This is a genomic window from Bacillus cereus group sp. BfR-BA-01316 (assembly GCF_022664195.1).
GTDB lineage: Bacteria > Bacillota > Bacilli > Bacillales > Bacillaceae_G > Bacillus_A.
Window position 1 is genome coordinate 1 of sequence record NZ_JAKUGX010000034.1, and the last position, 17,599, is coordinate 17,599.

The window sequence follows — 17,599 nt, forward strand, 5'->3', positions numbered from 1 at the left end:
GTATTACCTTGAGGTCCGGTAGAGCCAGTGGCACCAGTGTTGCCTTGAGGTCCAGTAGAACCAGTAGCGCCCGTGTTACCTTGAGGTCCGGTAGAGCCAGTGGCACCAGTGTTGCCTTGAGGTCCGGTAGAGCCAGTAGCGCCCGTATTACCTTGAGGTCCAGTAGGTCCTCTGCCGAACGAAGCAGAATTAACTAGGGTGGTTTGTAATTCGGCAATTAGTTTAAGAAGCTCTTGAAGTGTGCAGTGATCAATTCGGAATAGTTTTGTAATGTATAGTAAATAATTAATTAAGCTTTGAAGTTCAATAAATACAGCGCTTGCTACGAAGGTCTTATTTCTTAATATAGTTATTAAGTTTTTAATGATGGCTAATCCTTGTGCTTTCAGGGAGGAAGTAGCGTCTAGTGAACAGATGAATTTGCTTAGTAGGTTCAATGTATCTATTAAATCTTCAATATTTTTTTTGGATGGATCGGCGAAAATTTTTGGGATTATTCTTATTAAATCGGTAATAATTGCGCGGAATGTTCTAAATTGTGCTTTAGTAATTGGGATCGTTGGGGTAGTTGGAATTCGTCCGGCACTACCTGGAAAGCATGGTTTGGAGAAGTTATCTTGATTGTCGTTAAAGCGAGACATTAAATCTCTCCTTTCTAATGAGAATGTGAACAACACTCATCATAGTAGATGCAGGGAATAGTTAAATGGTCATAGTAAAATTGATTGTTTCGAAAAAAAATAGAAAAAACGCCTTATTTTAAGGCGTTTTTTCTATTTTCTTCGTATTTATAATATCGTTTTAGTGAAATTTTTGATTTGAAGCCAACTAATTTTATGATCTCTGGTTCCGGGGTTTGTTTTTTTATTAGGCGTAAAATAAAGGTGTTCCGAAAATGTTGGCCAGAAATGCCTTTACGTAAATTTGCTCTTGCTACTTCAAGTCGGATCATTTTTTGAATAGCAATTTCTGTTAATGCCTTTGGTGCATCATTTTCGTATACCCATCTGTATGTTCCACGGTTAAAATCGAATGCAACAAACAACGGGTCATTACTATGGTATTTAGGACGAACTGGTTCTGGAATACTTTTATAATATGTGTACAGTTGTTTTTTGTCTTCGGTTGCTAATGTGATTGTTCTTTCTACTCCTGCGGTTGCTGGAATAGACAATGTATTAGTTTCGAAATGAACATGATGCATAGTTAACGATGTAAGTTCTTGTAAGGATAGTCCGTAGTCGATTAGTAGACTTAAAATAGCAATATTACGATCCATTAATAATGGTCGAACAGGAAGTTGTTTTTCTGAGAGCCCTTCCAATGAAGAGACTATATGTTTTAATCTTTTTTCTTCATCGGATGAAATAAAATCTTCATTGCGTAATGCACGGTCTGGTTGGATGACAATTTCCATATTTTTCAATGGATTAGGAATGTTTAGAAAGTGATACATTCTATTTAGTACAATAAATACACGATGCATCGTTTTTTCTGAGTAGTGTCGATTCTTTTTTAAGTCGGAAAAGTAATTTTCATAGTCTTTTGTACAAAGTGTAGCCCATATATTACTGGAAGGGAGCTTTTTGTTTTTTTCTAACCAATGTCCAAAATCTTCAATGTCATAAACATAACGTTTAATAGTCGAAGACTTTCGGCCTTTATTCAATAAAAAAATAGAAAAGGCTTGTATTGTATCATGGAATTCCGTTGTTTCCATAGTCCCACCACCTTAATTCTTTCTTATATTATAGCAAACTTTTCTGAAAATAGGCATTTGCAAGAGGGACTGGAATAATAATATTTGGTGAGTGGATAAAATGAGGTGATTGTATGGAACAATCGATGCGTAAGAAAAATAATAATCAAATTAATATTGTATTAAACCATCGAAAGAAAATTTCGTTACCGGCATCAGAAAATAAAACGGTAATTTCAAGTGAAACCACTACTAAACATGAGATGTTGCAGAGAATTGAAGAAGAGATGGGAAAACTTGTTGGGATGGATGATATAAAAAAGATAATAAAAGAAATTTATGCTTGGATTTATGTAAATAAAAAAAGGCAAGAGGTGGGGTTGAAGTCTGAGAAGCAAGTGCTTCACATGTTATTTAGGGGGAATCCCGGTACTGGGAAGACAACCGTTGCTAGAATGATAGGGAAATTGTTGTTTGAGATGAATATTTTATCGAAGGGGCATTTAGTTGAAGCTGAACGTGCTGATCTTGTAGGTGAGTATATCGGTCATACAGCACAAAAGACAAGAGATTTAATAAAGAAGGCTATGGGAGGGATTTTATTTATTGATGAGGCGTATTCATTAGCACGGGGTGGAGAGAAGGATTTTGGGAAGGAAGCTATTGATACACTTGTGAAGCATATGGAAGATAAGCAGCACGGTTTTGTATTAATTTTAGCTGGATATTCAAGAGAGATGAATCATTTTCTTTCATTAAATCCAGGATTACAATCTCGTTTTCCGTTTATTATTGAATTTGCGGATTACTCGGTAAATCAGTTGTTGGAAATTGGAAAGAGAATGTATGAAGAGCGTGAATATCAGTTGTCGAAAGAAGCAGAGTGGAAATTTAGAGATCATTTACACACGGTAAAGTATTCGTCACAAATTACATCGTTTAGTAATGGGCGATACGTACGGAATATTGTTGAAAAATCAATTCGCACACAAGCTATGCGATTGTTACAAGAGGATACGTATGATAAATATGATTTAATTGGGATATCAAGTATGGATTTGATGCTTGAAGAGGAGACGCACAGTACGTAAACTGTGCGTCTGTTTTTTGATGTATAAGTACGTTACTCTTTTTTCGCTTTTTCTTGGTAAGATTTATGGAAGCGTTCCATTTTAGCGCTTTTTTCGTGTGCTGAATTAGGATCGTGTGTAATTTGGTCTACTGAGCTTTTTTGAGCGCCTTTATTAACATGGTTTGTCATTTGTATTCACCTCGCTTTAAAAATTAGTATAAACATTATGTAAAGAAAAACTCGTTAGAAAAGAAAAACCTCTTTACGATATGTAAAGAGGTTAGAGTGCTATTTATGCATTGAACGTTCCTTTGTATCGATACGTCTATGCGGTAAATGCCATTTGTAATGAATAGAAATCATGCGGAAGCAAACAATTAAAATGAATAAGGTGTATAGAGCCCAATCGCTAACGATAATTTTAGCGCCAATTAAGAAACCTGCTAAAATCGTCCAAAACGCATATACTTCAGATCGGAGGACAAGAGGCTTTCTGCGAGCTAAAAGGTCGCGAATAATACCGCCGCCGATGCCTGTTAAAACTGCAGCTACGATTGTAGCGCTAATTGGTAAATCCAGTTTTTGAGCATATAGTGCTCCTTGTACAGCGAATGCTGATAAACCGATGGCGTCCGTGATGTTTTCCCACTTTTTCCAATGTCTAATTAATTTATTTGGAAAAAGAAAAATAATCGTCATTGATAATAGTGCGATTTGGAATAACATGTCTTGTTGCCAAAATGCGACGATTGGATAACCGATTAATAAATTACGAAGGGCACCTCCCCCAAATGCGGTTGCCATTCCTAAAATATATACCCCGAAAATATCATAATCTTCTTCCATTGCAACAATGGCTCCGCTTAGTGCGAAGGCGATTGTGCCTATGATGCTAAAAATCTCCCATGCCATGAATTTTCTCCCCCGCTAACTAGATGAAATATGCTTCCTCTGCTATTATATTAGAAGGTTTAAATTTCGAAAAGGATGAGTGAACATATTTGATGGAAGAAAAAGAAAAAGTCATATTAGTTGGCTGCCAATTGTCGCAAGATGATGATGAAAAATTTATGCATTCCATGAAAGAGCTTGTATCGCTAGCAAAGACTGCGCGAGCGGAAGTGTTAGTATCAACGACGCAAAAGCGCCCGAAGTTTCATCCTGCGACTTATATAGGAAAAGGTAAACTTGAAGAGCTTACGCTGTTAACTGAAGAATTAGAACCAGCTGTTATTATTTTTAACAACGAGTTAACGCCAAGCCAAATTCGGAACTTATCTTCAGTATTAGATGCGAGAGTGATTGACCGAACGCAGTTAATACTAGATATCTTTGCGCAACGTGCGAAATCAAGAGAGGGTAAGCTTCAAGTAGAGCTAGCTCAGTTGCAATATACAATGCCGCGCCTTATGGGGCAAGGTTTGTCTTTATCACGTCTTGGTGGTGGAATTGGTACAAGAGGACCGGGAGAGACGAAGCTTGAAACGGACCGTCGTCATATTCGATCACGTATTGATGAAATAAAGAAGCAACTTGCGGTTGTTGTAGAACATCGAAAAAGATATCGTGAGAGAAGGAAAGATAATAAAGTGTTTCAAGTTTCGTTAATTGGGTATACAAATGCAGGGAAATCTACGTTGTTTAATAGATTAACGGAAGCTGATACGTTTGAAGAAAATTTATTGTTTGCAACGCTAGATCCGACGACAAGAAAGATGCCGTTACCTTCTGGTTATACAGTGCTTTTGACTGATACGGTTGGTTTTATACAAGATTTACCTACGTCACTAATCGCTGCTTTTCGATCTACGTTAGAAGAAGCTGGTGAAGCGGATGTTATTTTACATGTTGTTGATTCGGCAGATCCTAATTATGTAGGGCATGAGCAGACGGTAAAACAATTATTGTCAGACCTTGAAGTTAATCATATTCCTATTATTACGTTATATAATAAAAAAGATAAATTGCATCAAAACTTCATTCCATTTCCGAAAAGTGATTTCTTAATGACTAGTGCTTTTGAAGAAAGTGATTTACTGCGTATAAAAGAAGCGATAGAAATGAAGATGAAGGAAGAAATGGATGATTATCAAGTGGAAATTCCTCCGGGTGAAGGTAGGTTGTTAACGCTTTTAAAGACGGAAACGTTATTAACTAAAATGGAGTTTCTAGAAGATAAATTTGTATATGATTGTACAGGATATATATTTGCTCATTCATCGCTTAATGGGCAATTAAAGAGATTTTTAGTGGAAGAAGGAGAAAATAATAATGTTTGATCGTTTGAAAAATGGAGAAAAAATTGCTCCAATCGTAAAAGAAGTAGAAAGTCAAGTTGTAGAAGTGCATAAACGTGTGGATGAAGTAATTGAGAGTAATCAATTTCGTGTGCTAGAAAGTTTTCGTAAACATAAAATTAGTGATTCGCATTTTATTCCGACGACAGGTTATGGGTATGATGATATTGGTCGTGACACGTTAGAGAAGGTGTATGCGGATGTATTTGGAGCGGAAGCGGGCCTTGTTCGTCCTCAAATTATTTCGGGTACTCATGCAATTTCAACAGCTTTATTTGGTATTTTACGTCCGGGAGATGAGTTACTATACATAACGGGGAAACCGTATGATACGCTAGAAGAAATCGTTGGTGTGCGCGGGAAAGGTGTAGGTTCTTTTAGAGAATATAATATCGGATATAACGCGGTTCCGCTAACTGGAGCGGGGCTTGTTGACTTTGAAGCTGTTGCAGCTGCGATCCATAGTAATACGAAGATGGTTGGTATTCAGCGTTCGAAAGGATATGCTACTCGTCCGTCGTTTACCGTTTCACAAATTAAAGAGATGATCGCGTTTGTTAAAGAAATTAAGCCTGATGTTGTTGTATTTGTAGATAACTGCTATGGCGAGTTTATTGAAGAACAAGAGCCGTGTCATGTTGGTGCGGACTTAATGGCAGGTTCTCTTATTAAGAATCCTGGCGGGGGAATTGTTAAAACTGGTGGTTACATTGTAGGTAAAGAACAGTATGTTGAAGCATGTGCATATCGTCTAACATCTCCGGGGATTGGTGCGGAAGCAGGGGCATCTTTATACAGTCTGCAAGAAATGTATCAAGGTTTCTTCTTAGCGCCGCATGTGGCGGGGCAAGCGCTAAAAGGTGCGATTTTTACAGCGGCATTTTTAGAGAAGTTAGGAATGAATACATCACCAGCGTGGAATGCGTCAAGAACGGATTTAATTCAATCTGTTCAGTTTGATGATAAAAATCGTATGATTGCATTCTGTCAAGCGATTCAATATGCATCTCCAATTAATTCTCATTTCACTCCATATGCAAACTATATGCCAGGTTATGAAGATGATGTAATTATGGCTGCAGGGACGTTTATTCAAGGTGCAAGTATCGAATTATCTGCGGATGGTCCGATTCGTCCTCCTTATGTTGCATACGTACAAGGTGGATTGACGTATTCTCATGTGAAGATTGCAATTTGTTCTGCAATTGATGCGTTAATTGAAAAAAATCTATTAACAATTTCTTAAGGGGAAGCTGTCGATTTCGACAGCTTTTTTTCGTGTGAAAGCAATGATTTTTACCATTAGAAAAAAGAGTGGAATTTTTTTAAAAAAAATCATGTAAGAAAAGCTAACATCTATTGACATGAAACATAACATAATATAAAATGGGAAGCAGTTAAGGCGAAGGAGGAACTGAAATGATGAAAGAAGATAGACGTTCTGCTCCGCTGTTTCCTATTGGTATTGTAATGGATTTAACACAATTATCTGCACGTCAAATTCGCTACTATGAAGAGCATAATCTTATTTTTCCAACCCGTACAAAAGGGAATCGTAGATTATTTTCATTTAACGATGTAGATAAATTGTTAGAAATTAAAGATTTGTTAGATCAAGGCTTAAATATGGCCGGAATTAAACAAGTATTGCAAATGAAAGAAAATCAAACAGAAGCAGTGAAAGTAAAAGAAGAAACGAAAGAAATTTCAAAATCCGAGCTTCGCAAAATTCTTCGAGATGAACTACAGCATACAGGTAGATTTAATCGAACTTCATTGCGGCAAGGTGATATTTCAAGATTTTTTCACTAAAGATAACTGATTCTGAAGGTGTTTAGAGGGACTAAGGAGGAATTTATAATGGCTAGGTACACAAAAGAAGATATTTTCCGTTTGGCGAAAGAAGAGAATGTAAAGTATATCCGTCTGCAATTCACAGACCTTTTAGGAGTAATTAAAAACGTAGAAATTCCAGTGAGCCAATTAACAAAAGCTCTTGATAACAAAATGATGTTTGATGGATCTTCTATTGAAGGTTTTGTACGTATTGAAGAATCTGATATGTATTTATATCCGGATTTAGATACTTGGGTAATTTTCCCTTGGACAGCTGAAAAAGGTAAAGTAGCTCGTTTAATCTGTGATATTTACAATGCTGATGGTACGCCATTTGATGGCGACCCACGTAACAACTTAAAGCGTGTGTTAAAAGAAATGGAAGCATTAGGATTCTCAGATTTCAATCTTGGACCAGAGCCAGAATTCTTCCTATTTAAAGTTGATGAAAAAGGAAATCCAACATTAGAATTAAACGATAACGGTGGATACTTCGACCTTGCGCCGATGGATCTAGGGGAAAACTGTCGTCGTGATATCGTTCTTGAACTTGAAGAAATGGGCTTTGAAATTGAAGCATCTCACCATGAGGTTGCACCAGGTCAACATGAAATTGACTTTAAATATGCAAATGCAATTCGCTCATGTGATGACATTCAAACATTCAAGCTTGTTGTAAGAACGATTGCTCGTAAACATGGTTTACACGCAACATTTATGCCGAAACCATTATACGGTGTGAACGGTTCAGGTATGCACTGTAACTTATCACTATTTAAAAATGGTGAGAACGTGTTCTTCGATCAAAACGGTGATTTACAATTAAGTGATGATGCTCGTCATTTCATCGCAGGTATTTTAAAACATGCACCAGCATTTACAGCGGTAGCAAACCCAACTGTAAACTCGTACAAACGTTTAGTACCTGGATATGAAGCTCCATGTTACGTAGCATGGTCTGCACAAAATCGTAGCCCGTTAGTACGTATCCCGGCATCTCGTGGTATAAGTACACGCGTAGAAGTACGTAGTGTTGACCCAGCTGCAAACCCGTATTTAGTAATGGCTACATTATTAGCAGCAGGTCTTGATGGAATTAAAAACAAATTAACTCCACCAGCTGCAGTAGACCGTAACATCTACGTAATGACAAAAGAAGAGCGTGAAGAAGCAGGTATCGTTGATTTACCAGCAACATTAGCGCAAGCATTAGTTACGTTACAATCTAATGAAATCGTATGTGGTGCACTAGGAGAGCATTTACTTGAGCACTTCATCGAAGCGAAAGAAATTGAGTGGGATATTTTCCGCACGCAAGTTCACCAATGGGAACGCGATCAATATATGTCTCTATACTAGGAGAGAAAAAAGCCCTAATACTACGGTATTAGGGCTTTTTCGTCATTTATTTACAGTGAAAAAACTCGAATGTTATCGTAATTTTTTTAGCGCCATCAGGAAGTAATTTAGTGAAAATAATTTATGTTGACTCGTTCTATATAAAGAACTAAAATGGCATTAACTAGAAATTTTTGTATATTAAAAATAATGAAAATATTATTTTTTCTTAAGTTTTCGATGCCAATTTCAAGTTGAAGCTCATTGGTTTTAAATGAGGAGGGAAGTTATGGATAAGGAAATAAATTTGAAAAATCTATTTACTATTATACGAAAAAGAATTTGGATACTTTTATTGTTTACAACTTTCACAACGTTAGGAGGAGCGATTTATAGTATATATGTAAAAACGCCATTATATGCCTCCTCGGCAAGAGTTATTGTCCAAGCTAACACTGAAACTATGAATACACTGAAAGCAATGGTAAATGAGCCTGTAATATTAGAAAAAGTAGCTGCTGAATTGAATATTAACAAATCTGTAGGTGCATTAAGTGGGCAAATAAGTACAGAAAGTGTACAAGGATCCCAGATTATGAGAATAAATGTAGTGGACATGGATCCTGTACTTGCGCATAAAATTGCAAATACTACAGCTGCTGTTTATAAGAGAGAAGTAGCGAATATATTGAATTTTAATAATGTGAGTATACTACCGGAAGACCCAGTTCAAAAATATTCGATGCCTATAAATATAAATCACTTTAAGACGATACTAATTGCATTCTCTATAGGTATGGTGCTCAGTATCGGTTTTATTTTTTTATTGGATTCACTTGATGAGAGAATAAAATCAGAACGACGAATTGAACAATTGTTAGATGTCCCTGTTTTGGGTGGGATTTCTAAAACGAATAGGAAAAATGTGAAAGACAAATTTAGTGAAAAAAACACAGTGGTACTGGGGGAGGGAACGGAGTGGCTTACAAAAATAGACGAAAAACAAATAAAGTTAAAGGAGAAAGTATAATTGCTTATACAGCTCCAAGATCGAAAATTTCGGAGCAGTACCGTTCGCTTCGAACAAACCTCCAATTATCTTCGTCTATTCATAAAAGCAAAACTATAGTTATTACTTCTCCGAGGTATGGTGAAGGAAAATCAACGATTACAGTTAATTTAGCAGTCTCAATAGCGCAAAAAGGTGAAAAAGTATTGGTAATAGATGCAAATTTACGAAAACCAACGATTCATGAAATGTTTGGAGTAGAAAATGAAATTGGATTAACTGACATATTGAACGGAAAAACAAATTTAGAAGGCGCTGTAAAAAAAACAGAGATGGAAAGTCTTAATGTATTAACTAGCGGTCCAATACCATTCAATCCATCTGAAGTACTTAGCTCAGATGCAATGGATATGTTAATTCAAAAGGTGATGGAACGATATGACATCATATTATTTGATTCTTCTCCTGTACTAGAAGTAACGGATACAAGTGTATTGGCTGATAAATGTGAAGGGGTGCTATTGGTAATTCGATATAATCGTACTGTGAGCGAAGATGCGCTTGAAACGAAAAGGGCTTTAAGTTTTACGAAAAGTAGGATGTTAGGTGCGATTTTGAATGATAAAGTATGAATAATATAAATGTACTTTAGAAAAATAAATTTAAGATTCGTATATGAAGATGTTCTTTATAAAGAATTTTTTAAAGGACTACGATGTGGTGAGGTCTCCTTACCGCGATCAACGGAGGCACTCGATTATGCTGTGGGTTGTGAAAACAACCTTAGATGCGGGTCATCAAAAGTGTAATGTGAGGGAGGGTTAGATGCCCATGTTTTATTAAGGTTTCTAACTATGTGCTTTTAATAAAGAGAATATAGTTAGAAACTTTAAATTTGAAAGAGTTAAGTATGGAATTGATTAAAGGAGGAAGTTACATGACGTATCGGCGGAGGGTATCGTTATTACTTTTAATGGATTCACTGATTGTGTTAAGTGCTATTTTTTTTAGTTATTTCTTTGTAAATGCTAGCTTTAGTGTTATCACTTTATCATCAGTTATTAGCTCTATCACTTTATTAGTCAGTCATCATTTGTTTGCTTTAATGTATAAGTTGTATAACAAAGCTTGGGAATATGCAAGTATAGGAGAATTACTCATTATATGCAAAGTTGTTACATTTTCTATCATTACTACAGCAGTTGTGCAACAAATAATAATGCCAAAAATGTATTTTCGGTTGTTAGTTGTAACTTGGATGATTCATATTTTATTAATTGGCGGTTCACGTTTTATTTGGAGAATGTACAGAGATGCTTATTATGTAAAAAAGGGTGATAAAAAAAGAACCTTAATTGTTGGTGCTGGTTCAGCGGGGACAATGGTTGCAAGGCAGTTGTTAAAGAATAGTACTGCCGAATTAATGCCAGTCGCATTTATTGATGATAATGTAAAAAAACATAATCTTGATATTTGGGGGATTCCAGTAATTGGCGGTATTAATCAAATTGAGTACGTTGTTAAAAACCTGAATATTGAAAATGTTATTTTAGCAATTCCTTCACTAAGCAAAGGGAATCGAAATATTATTTTAAAAGAATGTTTGAAAACACAGGTGAAAACTCAAATTCTTCCGATGTTAGAAGACTTAGTAACAGGTAAAGTTTCGGTGAATGAATTCAGGGATGTTCAAGTAGAAGATTTATTAGGGCGTGATCCTGTAGAACTTAATATGGATATTATTTCAGATTATATAACTGACAAAGTCATTTTAGTTACTGGTGCAGGTGGATCCATTGGTTCGGAAATTTGTAGACAAGTTGCGAAATTTAAGCCGAAAAAGTTGATTTTACTAGGGCATGGGGAGAACAGTATTTATTCTATAGAAATGGAATTAAACGAAAAATATAGAGAGATGAAAGGCACATTTATTCCTGAAATCGCAGATATACAAGATGCTAAGAAGATGCATTTAATTATGAGTAAACATCTTCCGAATGTTGTATATCATGCAGCTGCACATAAACATGTACCACTAATGGAGAATAATCCTGAAGAGGCTGTTAAAAATAATTTGATTGGAACTATGAATGTAGCAGAGGCAGCGAGAGCAACTGGAGTAGGAACGTTTGTTATGATTTCATCTGATAAAGCGGTGAACCCGACGAGTGTTATGGGAGCAACAAAGAAATTAGCTGAGATGGTAATTCAACATAAAGATAAAATAAGTCATACAAAGTTTGTTACTGTAAGATTTGGGAATGTCTTAGGAAGTAGAGGCAGTGTTATTCCTTTGTTTAAGAAGCAAATTCAAAACGGTGGACCAGTTACAGTTACTCATCCGGATATGATTAGGTATTTTATGACAATTCCAGAGGCATCTAGACTTGTAGTGCAAGCTGGTGCGTTAGCTGAAGGTGGGGAGATTTTTGTGCTGAACATGGGAGAACCAGTAAAAATAGTCGATCTCGCTAAAAATCTCATTCGATTATCCGGAAATTCCGTGGATGAAATAGGAATAGAATTTACTGGTATACGCCCAGGGGAGAAACTTTTTGAAGAATTACTAAAAGAAGATGAAATGAATGAGAAGCAAGTTCACCCAAGAATTTATGTAGGACAAGAAATGAATGTTCGAATAGAAGAAATAGAAGAGTTTATTTCAAATTATACAGATTTAAACGAAGTAGAATTAAGAAAGCGATTGTTAAACTTAGTGAATAAGCGTAAAACTTTAAAACTATTAATACCGGTATCAGGTTAATAGAAAAAATTTAATATAAGACGGGTGCGTGGGATGGTGTCTAAAAAAGTTCTGTTTTGTGCAACTGTGGATTATCATTTTAAGGCTTTTCATTTACCGTATTTGCAATGGTTTTCAGAACAAGGATGGGAAGTACATGTTGCAGCGAATGGGGATATACATCTTCCATATGTAACTCAAAAATATAATATTCCTATTCAAAGATCACCTCTTAGCATACAAAACCTTCATGCATATAAAAAACTAAAATCAATTATTCATCAAAATAAATATCATATCATTCATTGTCATACGCCTATGGGAGGAGTAATTGCTCGTTTAGCTACTCGTAAAGCACGGAGGGAAGGGACAAAGGTTATATATACAGCGCATGGATTTCACTTTTGTAAAGGATCACCATTCAAAAATTGGCTTTTATACTATCCAATTGAAAGAAGTTTAGCTACTACTACGGATTGTCTCATAACAATTAATCAAGAAGATTACAATTTAGCGGTAAGACATCGGTTTCAGGTGAAAAATATTAAACTCGTTCATGGTGTAGGAGTAGATATAGAACGATATGTTCCTGCTACTGAAAGTGAAAAAGAGCAATTAAGGCTTAAAAATGGTTATAAGACAAAAGATTTTTTAATGTTTTATGCTGCCGAATTTAATAAGAACAAAAACCAAAGCTTCTTAATTCAATCATTGGCGCAGTTGAAAAATGAAATTCCGCATGCAAAGCTTCTACTTGCTGGCGAAGGACCGTTAATGGAAGAGTGCAAAAAAATAGCGACTCAACTAGGCGTGAGTAATATGGTTCACTTTCTTGGTTATAGAAATGATATAGCCTCTTTGTTGCAGATGTGTGACTTAGCTGTTGCATCGAGTTACCGGGAAGGTTTACCAGTTAATATTATGGAAGCTATGGCTTGTGGACTTCCGGTTATCGCTACTGACAATCGGGGACATAGGGAGCTAATTATTAGTAATAAAAATGGTTGGATTATAGATCGTGATGATATAAAGACGATGTCTGAAAGAATAAATTCTATTTCTAAAAATACTAAATTAAAAGCTCAGTTTGGACAGTGTGGACGTACTATTATTACAAGTAAATATTCAGTTAATGAAGTATTGAAAGAGAAACAAGAAATTTATACAACATATATGGATGAAATGGAGGATTTAAATTGGGCACTCCATTGAGAGTATTACATGTAGTCGTAAATATGAATAGAGGCGGAGCCGAAACTTTAATTATGAATTTGTATCGTAATATAGACCGCTCAAAAGTACAATTTGATTTTTTAACTTGTAAAGAGGGTGTATTTGATGAAGAAATAATAAAGTTAGGCGGAAAAGCTCATAGAATTCCATATGTTACAGATGTTGGTCATAGAGGCTATATAAAGGTGCTAGATACTTTCTTTAGCTCTCATCCGCAATATAAAATCGTTCATTCACATATGGATAAAATGAGCGGATTTGTACTTCGTTCAGCTAAAAAAGCAAGGGTGCCAGTTAGGATTGCGCATAGTCATAATACTAGTAGTGAAGGTGGTACTGCGGCTAAAATCTATAAATGGTATGCAGGAAAATCTATAGCCACATGTGCAACACATTTGTTAGCATGTTCGAATGCTGCTGCCAGATGGTTATTTGTAGATGAAGCCGATACAGCTAGAATCTTAAAAAATGGAATTGATTGTGATAGATTTTTGTTCTGTCCAGAAATAAGAAAACAAGTAAGAGAGGAATTACAAATTGAACAAGACGCTCTTGTTATAGGTCATGTCGGAAGATTCGCTTATCAAAAAAATCATACCTATCTTATAGATTTATTTGCGCAGTTAACTCAATTTCGGCCAAATTCAATACTTTTATTAGCTGGAGAAGGGCCGCTTCGCTTGGAAATTGAAAAAAAAGCAAGGGATTTGAACATGGAGAATCACATAAGGTTTCTGGGGGTACGAAGTGATATAGAAAAGATACTTCAAGCATTTGATGTGTTTGTTTTCCCATCTATTCATGAGGGATTACCAGTCACACTTGTAGAAGCACAAGGGGTTGGTTTACCTTGTATCATATCGGATAATATTACGAAAGAAGTGGATTTAGGGATGAATTTAGTTGAACATGTTCCTCTAACAGATAAAATGGCTTGGATAGAAAAAATGAAAAATATAGAAATTAGTAATTTTCCGAGGGAAATACCAGCTCAAGTATTTTTAGAGAAAGGCTACGATATAAAACATACGGCAGAATTAACTCAAGACTATTATTCCGTACTTTCGAGGTGAGTAATTTGGAGAATTTAACGATTTTCACCCCTACCTATAATAGAGCGTATTGTCTTGCAAATTGTTATGAGAGTTTAAAACGTCAAACATGTAAGAATTTTGTATGGTTAATAATAGATGATGGATCTAGTGATAACACAAAAACATTGGTTGATAGCTGGATTGATGAAGAATGTATAACAATTAGGTATCATTGGCAAAGTAATCAAGGTATGCATAGTGCTCATAATGCAGCATATGAAATGATTGATACGGAGTTAAATGTTTGTATTGATTCTGATGATTATATGCCAGATGATGCTGTAACAAAAATCCTTTCTTTTTGGAGTAGATATGGGAATGATGAAGTTAGTGGGATAATTGGATTGGATTTGTATACAAATGGGCAAATAATTGGCTCAAAGTTACCAGAAAACCTTAAATACTCCACGTTGTTTAATCTTTACAACAAACATGGTGTCACAGGTGATAAAAAATTGGTTTATCGCACAGAATTGACTAAGAAATATCGATACCCAATTTTTAAAAATGAAAAATATGTTGGATTAGCATATAAATATTATATGTTAGATCAGCAGTATGAGATGTTACTAATGAATGAGGCACTTTGTTATGTGGAATACATGGCTGATGGATCATCAATGAATATGCTAAATCAATATCATAAAAATCCAAAAGGTTTTGCCTTTTATCGCAAGGAACTTATGAAATTGCCATTTACTAATCGACTATTTAAGTATAGGCAAGCTATACATTATGTATCTAGTAGTTTTATAGCAAGAAATAGAAAGTTTATACAAGAATCACCATGTAAAGGACTAACACTGTGTGCGCTACCATTTGGGGCTATCCTTTATAGTTACATTAAAATGAAAACAAAAATGAAAGTAAACATTTAAAAATTTAATTAGTAAGTAAATGAGAGGAAATAATAATGACTATACTTTGGATGAATCTTGCTATAGTATTCATACTCGCATTTTTTGCAAGGTATTTTGCTATACCAGTGACTAATAGTCTTATACCGATAAAGCTAAATCAGTTTCTAATTTTGATGGCCGCTCTATCCCTTATATTAGTATCGGGGCTTCGGAATAATATTGGGGATACTTATTTTTATATGCATGCATATAAAATAACGGATTTTAATTGGGAGTATGTTCAAACTAACAAAGACATGGGCTTTAATATTTTTCAAATGGTTTTGAAAAAATATACGGATGATCCTCAAGTAATGGTTTTTACTACAGCATTGATAACAAATGTACTCATTATAGCAACACTATATAAATATTCAAGGTTAATTGAATTGAGTTTATATGTTTATATTACGTCAGGTATGTATTTAACATCAATGAATGGGATCAGGCAATATTTAGCTGCTGCAATTATTTTTGCTGCTACAAAATATATTTTTGAAGGAAAATGGAAAAAATATATGGCAATTGTATTATGCGCATCCACATTTCATGCAAGTGCATTAGTTCTTATGCCAATCTACTTTTTTGTAAGAAAAAAAGCCTGGTCAGGAACGACATATTTGCTTCTTTTTTTAGCAGTATGTGTAGTTATAGGCTTTAATCAGTTTTCAGAAGTTTTATTTTCGGCTATTGGAAATACTCAATATGGTCAATATAAGGAATTTCATGAAGGTGGTGCCAATATACTTAGGGTTGCTGTGAATATAGTGCCAATTATACTGGCTTACCTTGGGAAAGATAGAATGAGGGCGTTATTCCCTGAAAGTGATTATATTGTAAATATGTCTATATTAGGTCTTGTTTTTATGATTATTTCAACACAAAATTGGATATTTGCTAGATTCTCCATATATTTTGGATTGTATCAGTTAATATTAATTTCTTGGGTTGTGAAGTCATTTACAGATAAAGATCAAAAGTTAATTTATTATGCAGTTCTAGTGTGCTATTTTATTTATTTTGTATATGAACATGTAATTACTCTGGGAATTATCTATAAGAGCAACCTACTTTGATAATAAAGTGCAAAATGCTGGGAGAGGATTGTTAAATGGGGATAGATTCTAAGCTTAGACCTAAAAATAAAAAGAAGGTTTTACACATTGTCAGCGCTCTGAATCGCGGGGGAGCTGAAACGTTACTAATGAATATATATAGGAAAACAGATAAGAGGCAGCTTCAGTTTGATTTTGTATCTCATCGAAATGAGAAAAATGATTATGAAGATGAAATAATGGCGTTAGGTGGGAGAATATATAAGGTACCTAGTTTAGGACAAATAGGACCTTTTTCCTATGTTAAAGAACTTGTAAAAATTATGTCGGATAATCAATATGAAGTTGTACATGCACATACGGATTATCAAGGTGGTTTCGTTGCTGTAGCGGCAAAAATAGCTGGTATAAAAAAGAGAATTTGTCATTCGCATAGTAATAATTGGCCACAAGACTCTGGAATAAAAGCAAGAGTTATCCTAAAGGTTTTGCAATCTATTATTAAATATGCTGGAACTAATTATTGTGCGTGCAGCGTTGAAGCAGCACGTTTTTTATTTGGCGAAAGGATGCTTCATAGTGAGAGGATAGAACTAATTAAAAACGGTATAGATATTAATCAATTTACTGATATAGACGCTGGGAGTAGTGTCAGCGTAAGAAGGGAACTTAATATACCGAATGCAGCAAAATTAATAGGACATATAGGAAGTTTTTCAGAGTCAAAGAATCATATTTTTATCCTAAAAGTTTTAAAGAAAATTTTAAAACGAGATTCAAATTTTGTTGCTATTTTAGTAGGAGATGGCTCGTTAAGGATTTCTATTGAATTAAAAGCAAAGCAATTAGGGATTTTTGAAAACATTAGATTTTTGGGGGTTAGGAAGGATATTTCACGACTCATGAAGAGTTTTGATGTTTTTATTTTTCCTTCTTTGTTTGAGGGGTTTGGTATTGTAACTTTAGAAGCGCAATCTGCAGGTGTACCATGTGTTGTAGCAGATACGCTACCTAATAATACTGATATGGGGTTAGGGATAATGTCATTTGTTGACTTAGATGAAGAAATTGAAATATGGTGTAAAGAAATTTATAAAGCTTTGTTAAAAGAAAGACCTGACAGGGAATTCATAATTAACAATATATCGAAATTAGGCTTTGATATTAACGATAACATTTACGAGTGGCTATCGTTATATGGAATTGTGCGCAAGGAAGAAATAGGGTAATCTAATTTGTTTTCATTTTATATGTCTGATGTATAAGGAGATTTGTTGAGCGTAACAGCAAAATACTAATATAAAATGAGGAAGAGAAATCAATA

Annotated in this window: 17 protein-coding genes; 13 read left to right on the plus strand and 4 right to left on the minus strand. The window is 34.9% G+C overall.

Annotation, left to right across the window (positions count from 1 at the left end):
• Together MR071_RS20870 and MR071_RS20875 are read right to left on the minus strand one after the other, a co-directional pair.
• On the minus strand, positions 1-641 hold a 641-nt coding region (locus tag MR071_RS20870), incomplete at its 3' end, for a collagen-like protein (protein WP_242237814.1).
• 113 nt (positions 642-754) lie between these two features.
• Positions 755-1,720: a tyrosine-type recombinase/integrase gene (locus MR071_RS20875; RefSeq protein ID WP_242237816.1), complete on the minus strand. Its 966-nt coding sequence runs from the start codon at positions 1,718-1,720 to the stop codon at positions 755-757.
• Between the two features lie 113 nt (positions 1,721-1,833).
• Between MR071_RS20875 and spoVK the strand changes: the two genes are divergently transcribed.
• A complete protein-coding gene (spoVK, locus tag MR071_RS20880; RefSeq protein ID WP_242237818.1) occupies positions 1,834-2,790 on the plus strand; it encodes a stage V sporulation protein K in 957 nt (318 codons plus the stop codon).
• A 32-nt stretch (positions 2,791-2,822) separates the two neighbouring features.
• Here spoVK and MR071_RS20885 read toward each other — a convergent pair whose 3' ends face one another.
• Together MR071_RS20885 and MR071_RS20890 are read right to left on the minus strand one after the other, a co-directional pair.
• Positions 2,823-2,960, minus strand: a complete 138-nt coding sequence (locus MR071_RS20885; protein ID WP_002111258.1) for a hypothetical protein — start codon at positions 2,958-2,960, stop codon at positions 2,823-2,825.
• Between the two features lie 99 nt (positions 2,961-3,059).
• Complete coding sequence (locus MR071_RS20890) at positions 3,060-3,683, minus strand: trimeric intracellular cation channel family protein (RefSeq protein WP_105585357.1); 624 nt, start codon at positions 3,681-3,683, stop codon at positions 3,060-3,062.
• 92 nt (positions 3,684-3,775) lie between these two features.
• On the opposite strand from MR071_RS20890, the gene hflX reads away from it, so the two are divergent.
• The 12 genes from hflX to MR071_RS20950 all read left to right on the plus strand — a co-directional run bounded on the left by hflX (position 3,776) and on the right by MR071_RS20950 (position 17,504).
• Positions 3,776-5,050 carry a GTPase HflX gene (gene hflX / locus MR071_RS20895; RefSeq protein ID WP_142395804.1) on the plus strand — a complete coding sequence of 425 codons (1,275 nt, stop codon included), beginning with the start codon at positions 3,776-3,778 and terminating at the stop codon, positions 5,048-5,050.
• Positions 5,043-6,314 (plus strand): methionine gamma-lyase family protein, encoded by a 1,272-nt coding sequence (locus tag MR071_RS20900; RefSeq protein ID WP_105585355.1) that lies wholly within the window; start codon positions 5,043-5,045, stop codon positions 6,312-6,314. The genes hflX and MR071_RS20900 overlap by 8 nt, the downstream gene beginning before the upstream one ends.
• Before the next feature lie 176 nt (positions 6,315-6,490).
• On the plus strand, positions 6,491-6,880 hold the full coding sequence (gene glnR, locus MR071_RS20905; protein WP_002014475.1) for a transcriptional repressor GlnR: 390 nt from the start codon (positions 6,491-6,493) through the stop codon (positions 6,878-6,880).
• A gap of 48 nt (positions 6,881-6,928) precedes the next feature.
• Positions 6,929-8,263: a type I glutamate--ammonia ligase gene (gene glnA, locus MR071_RS20910; protein WP_002146212.1), complete on the plus strand. Its 1,335-nt coding sequence runs from the start codon at positions 6,929-6,931 to the stop codon at positions 8,261-8,263.
• 268 nt (positions 8,264-8,531) lie between these two features.
• Entirely contained in the window at positions 8,532-9,272 is a 741-nt protein-coding gene (locus tag MR071_RS20915; RefSeq protein WP_105585354.1) for a YveK family protein, read from the plus strand.
• Entirely contained in the window at positions 9,221-9,883 is a 663-nt protein-coding gene (locus MR071_RS20920) for a CpsD/CapB family tyrosine-protein kinase (RefSeq protein ID WP_105585353.1), read from the plus strand. The genes MR071_RS20915 and MR071_RS20920 overlap by 52 nt, the downstream gene beginning before the upstream one ends.
• 305 nt (positions 9,884-10,188) lie before the next feature.
• On the plus strand, positions 10,189-12,015 hold the full coding sequence (locus MR071_RS20925) for a polysaccharide biosynthesis protein (protein ID WP_242237821.1): 1,827 nt from the start codon (positions 10,189-10,191) through the stop codon (positions 12,013-12,015).
• 33 nt (positions 12,016-12,048) lie between these two features.
• Complete coding sequence (locus MR071_RS20930) at positions 12,049-13,206, plus strand: glycosyltransferase family 4 protein (protein ID WP_105585351.1); 1,158 nt, start codon at positions 12,049-12,051, stop codon at positions 13,204-13,206.
• On the plus strand, positions 13,191-14,300 hold the full coding sequence (locus MR071_RS20935; RefSeq protein WP_242237825.1) for a glycosyltransferase family 1 protein: 1,110 nt from the start codon (positions 13,191-13,193) through the stop codon (positions 14,298-14,300). Before MR071_RS20930 ends, MR071_RS20935 begins: the two co-directional genes overlap by 16 nt.
• Before the next feature lie 5 nt (positions 14,301-14,305).
• On the plus strand, positions 14,306-15,199 hold the full coding sequence (locus MR071_RS20940) for a glycosyltransferase family 2 protein (protein ID WP_105585350.1): 894 nt from the start codon (positions 14,306-14,308) through the stop codon (positions 15,197-15,199).
• Between the two features lie 35 nt (positions 15,200-15,234).
• Positions 15,235-16,296: an EpsG family protein gene (locus MR071_RS20945; protein ID WP_105585349.1), complete on the plus strand. Its 1,062-nt coding sequence runs from the start codon at positions 15,235-15,237 to the stop codon at positions 16,294-16,296.
• Positions 16,297-16,331: 35 nt separating this feature from the next.
• Positions 16,332-17,504: a glycosyltransferase family 1 protein gene (locus MR071_RS20950; RefSeq protein ID WP_242237827.1), complete on the plus strand. Its 1,173-nt coding sequence runs from the start codon at positions 16,332-16,334 to the stop codon at positions 17,502-17,504.
• The last annotated feature ends 95 nt before the right edge of the window (positions 17,505-17,599 follow it).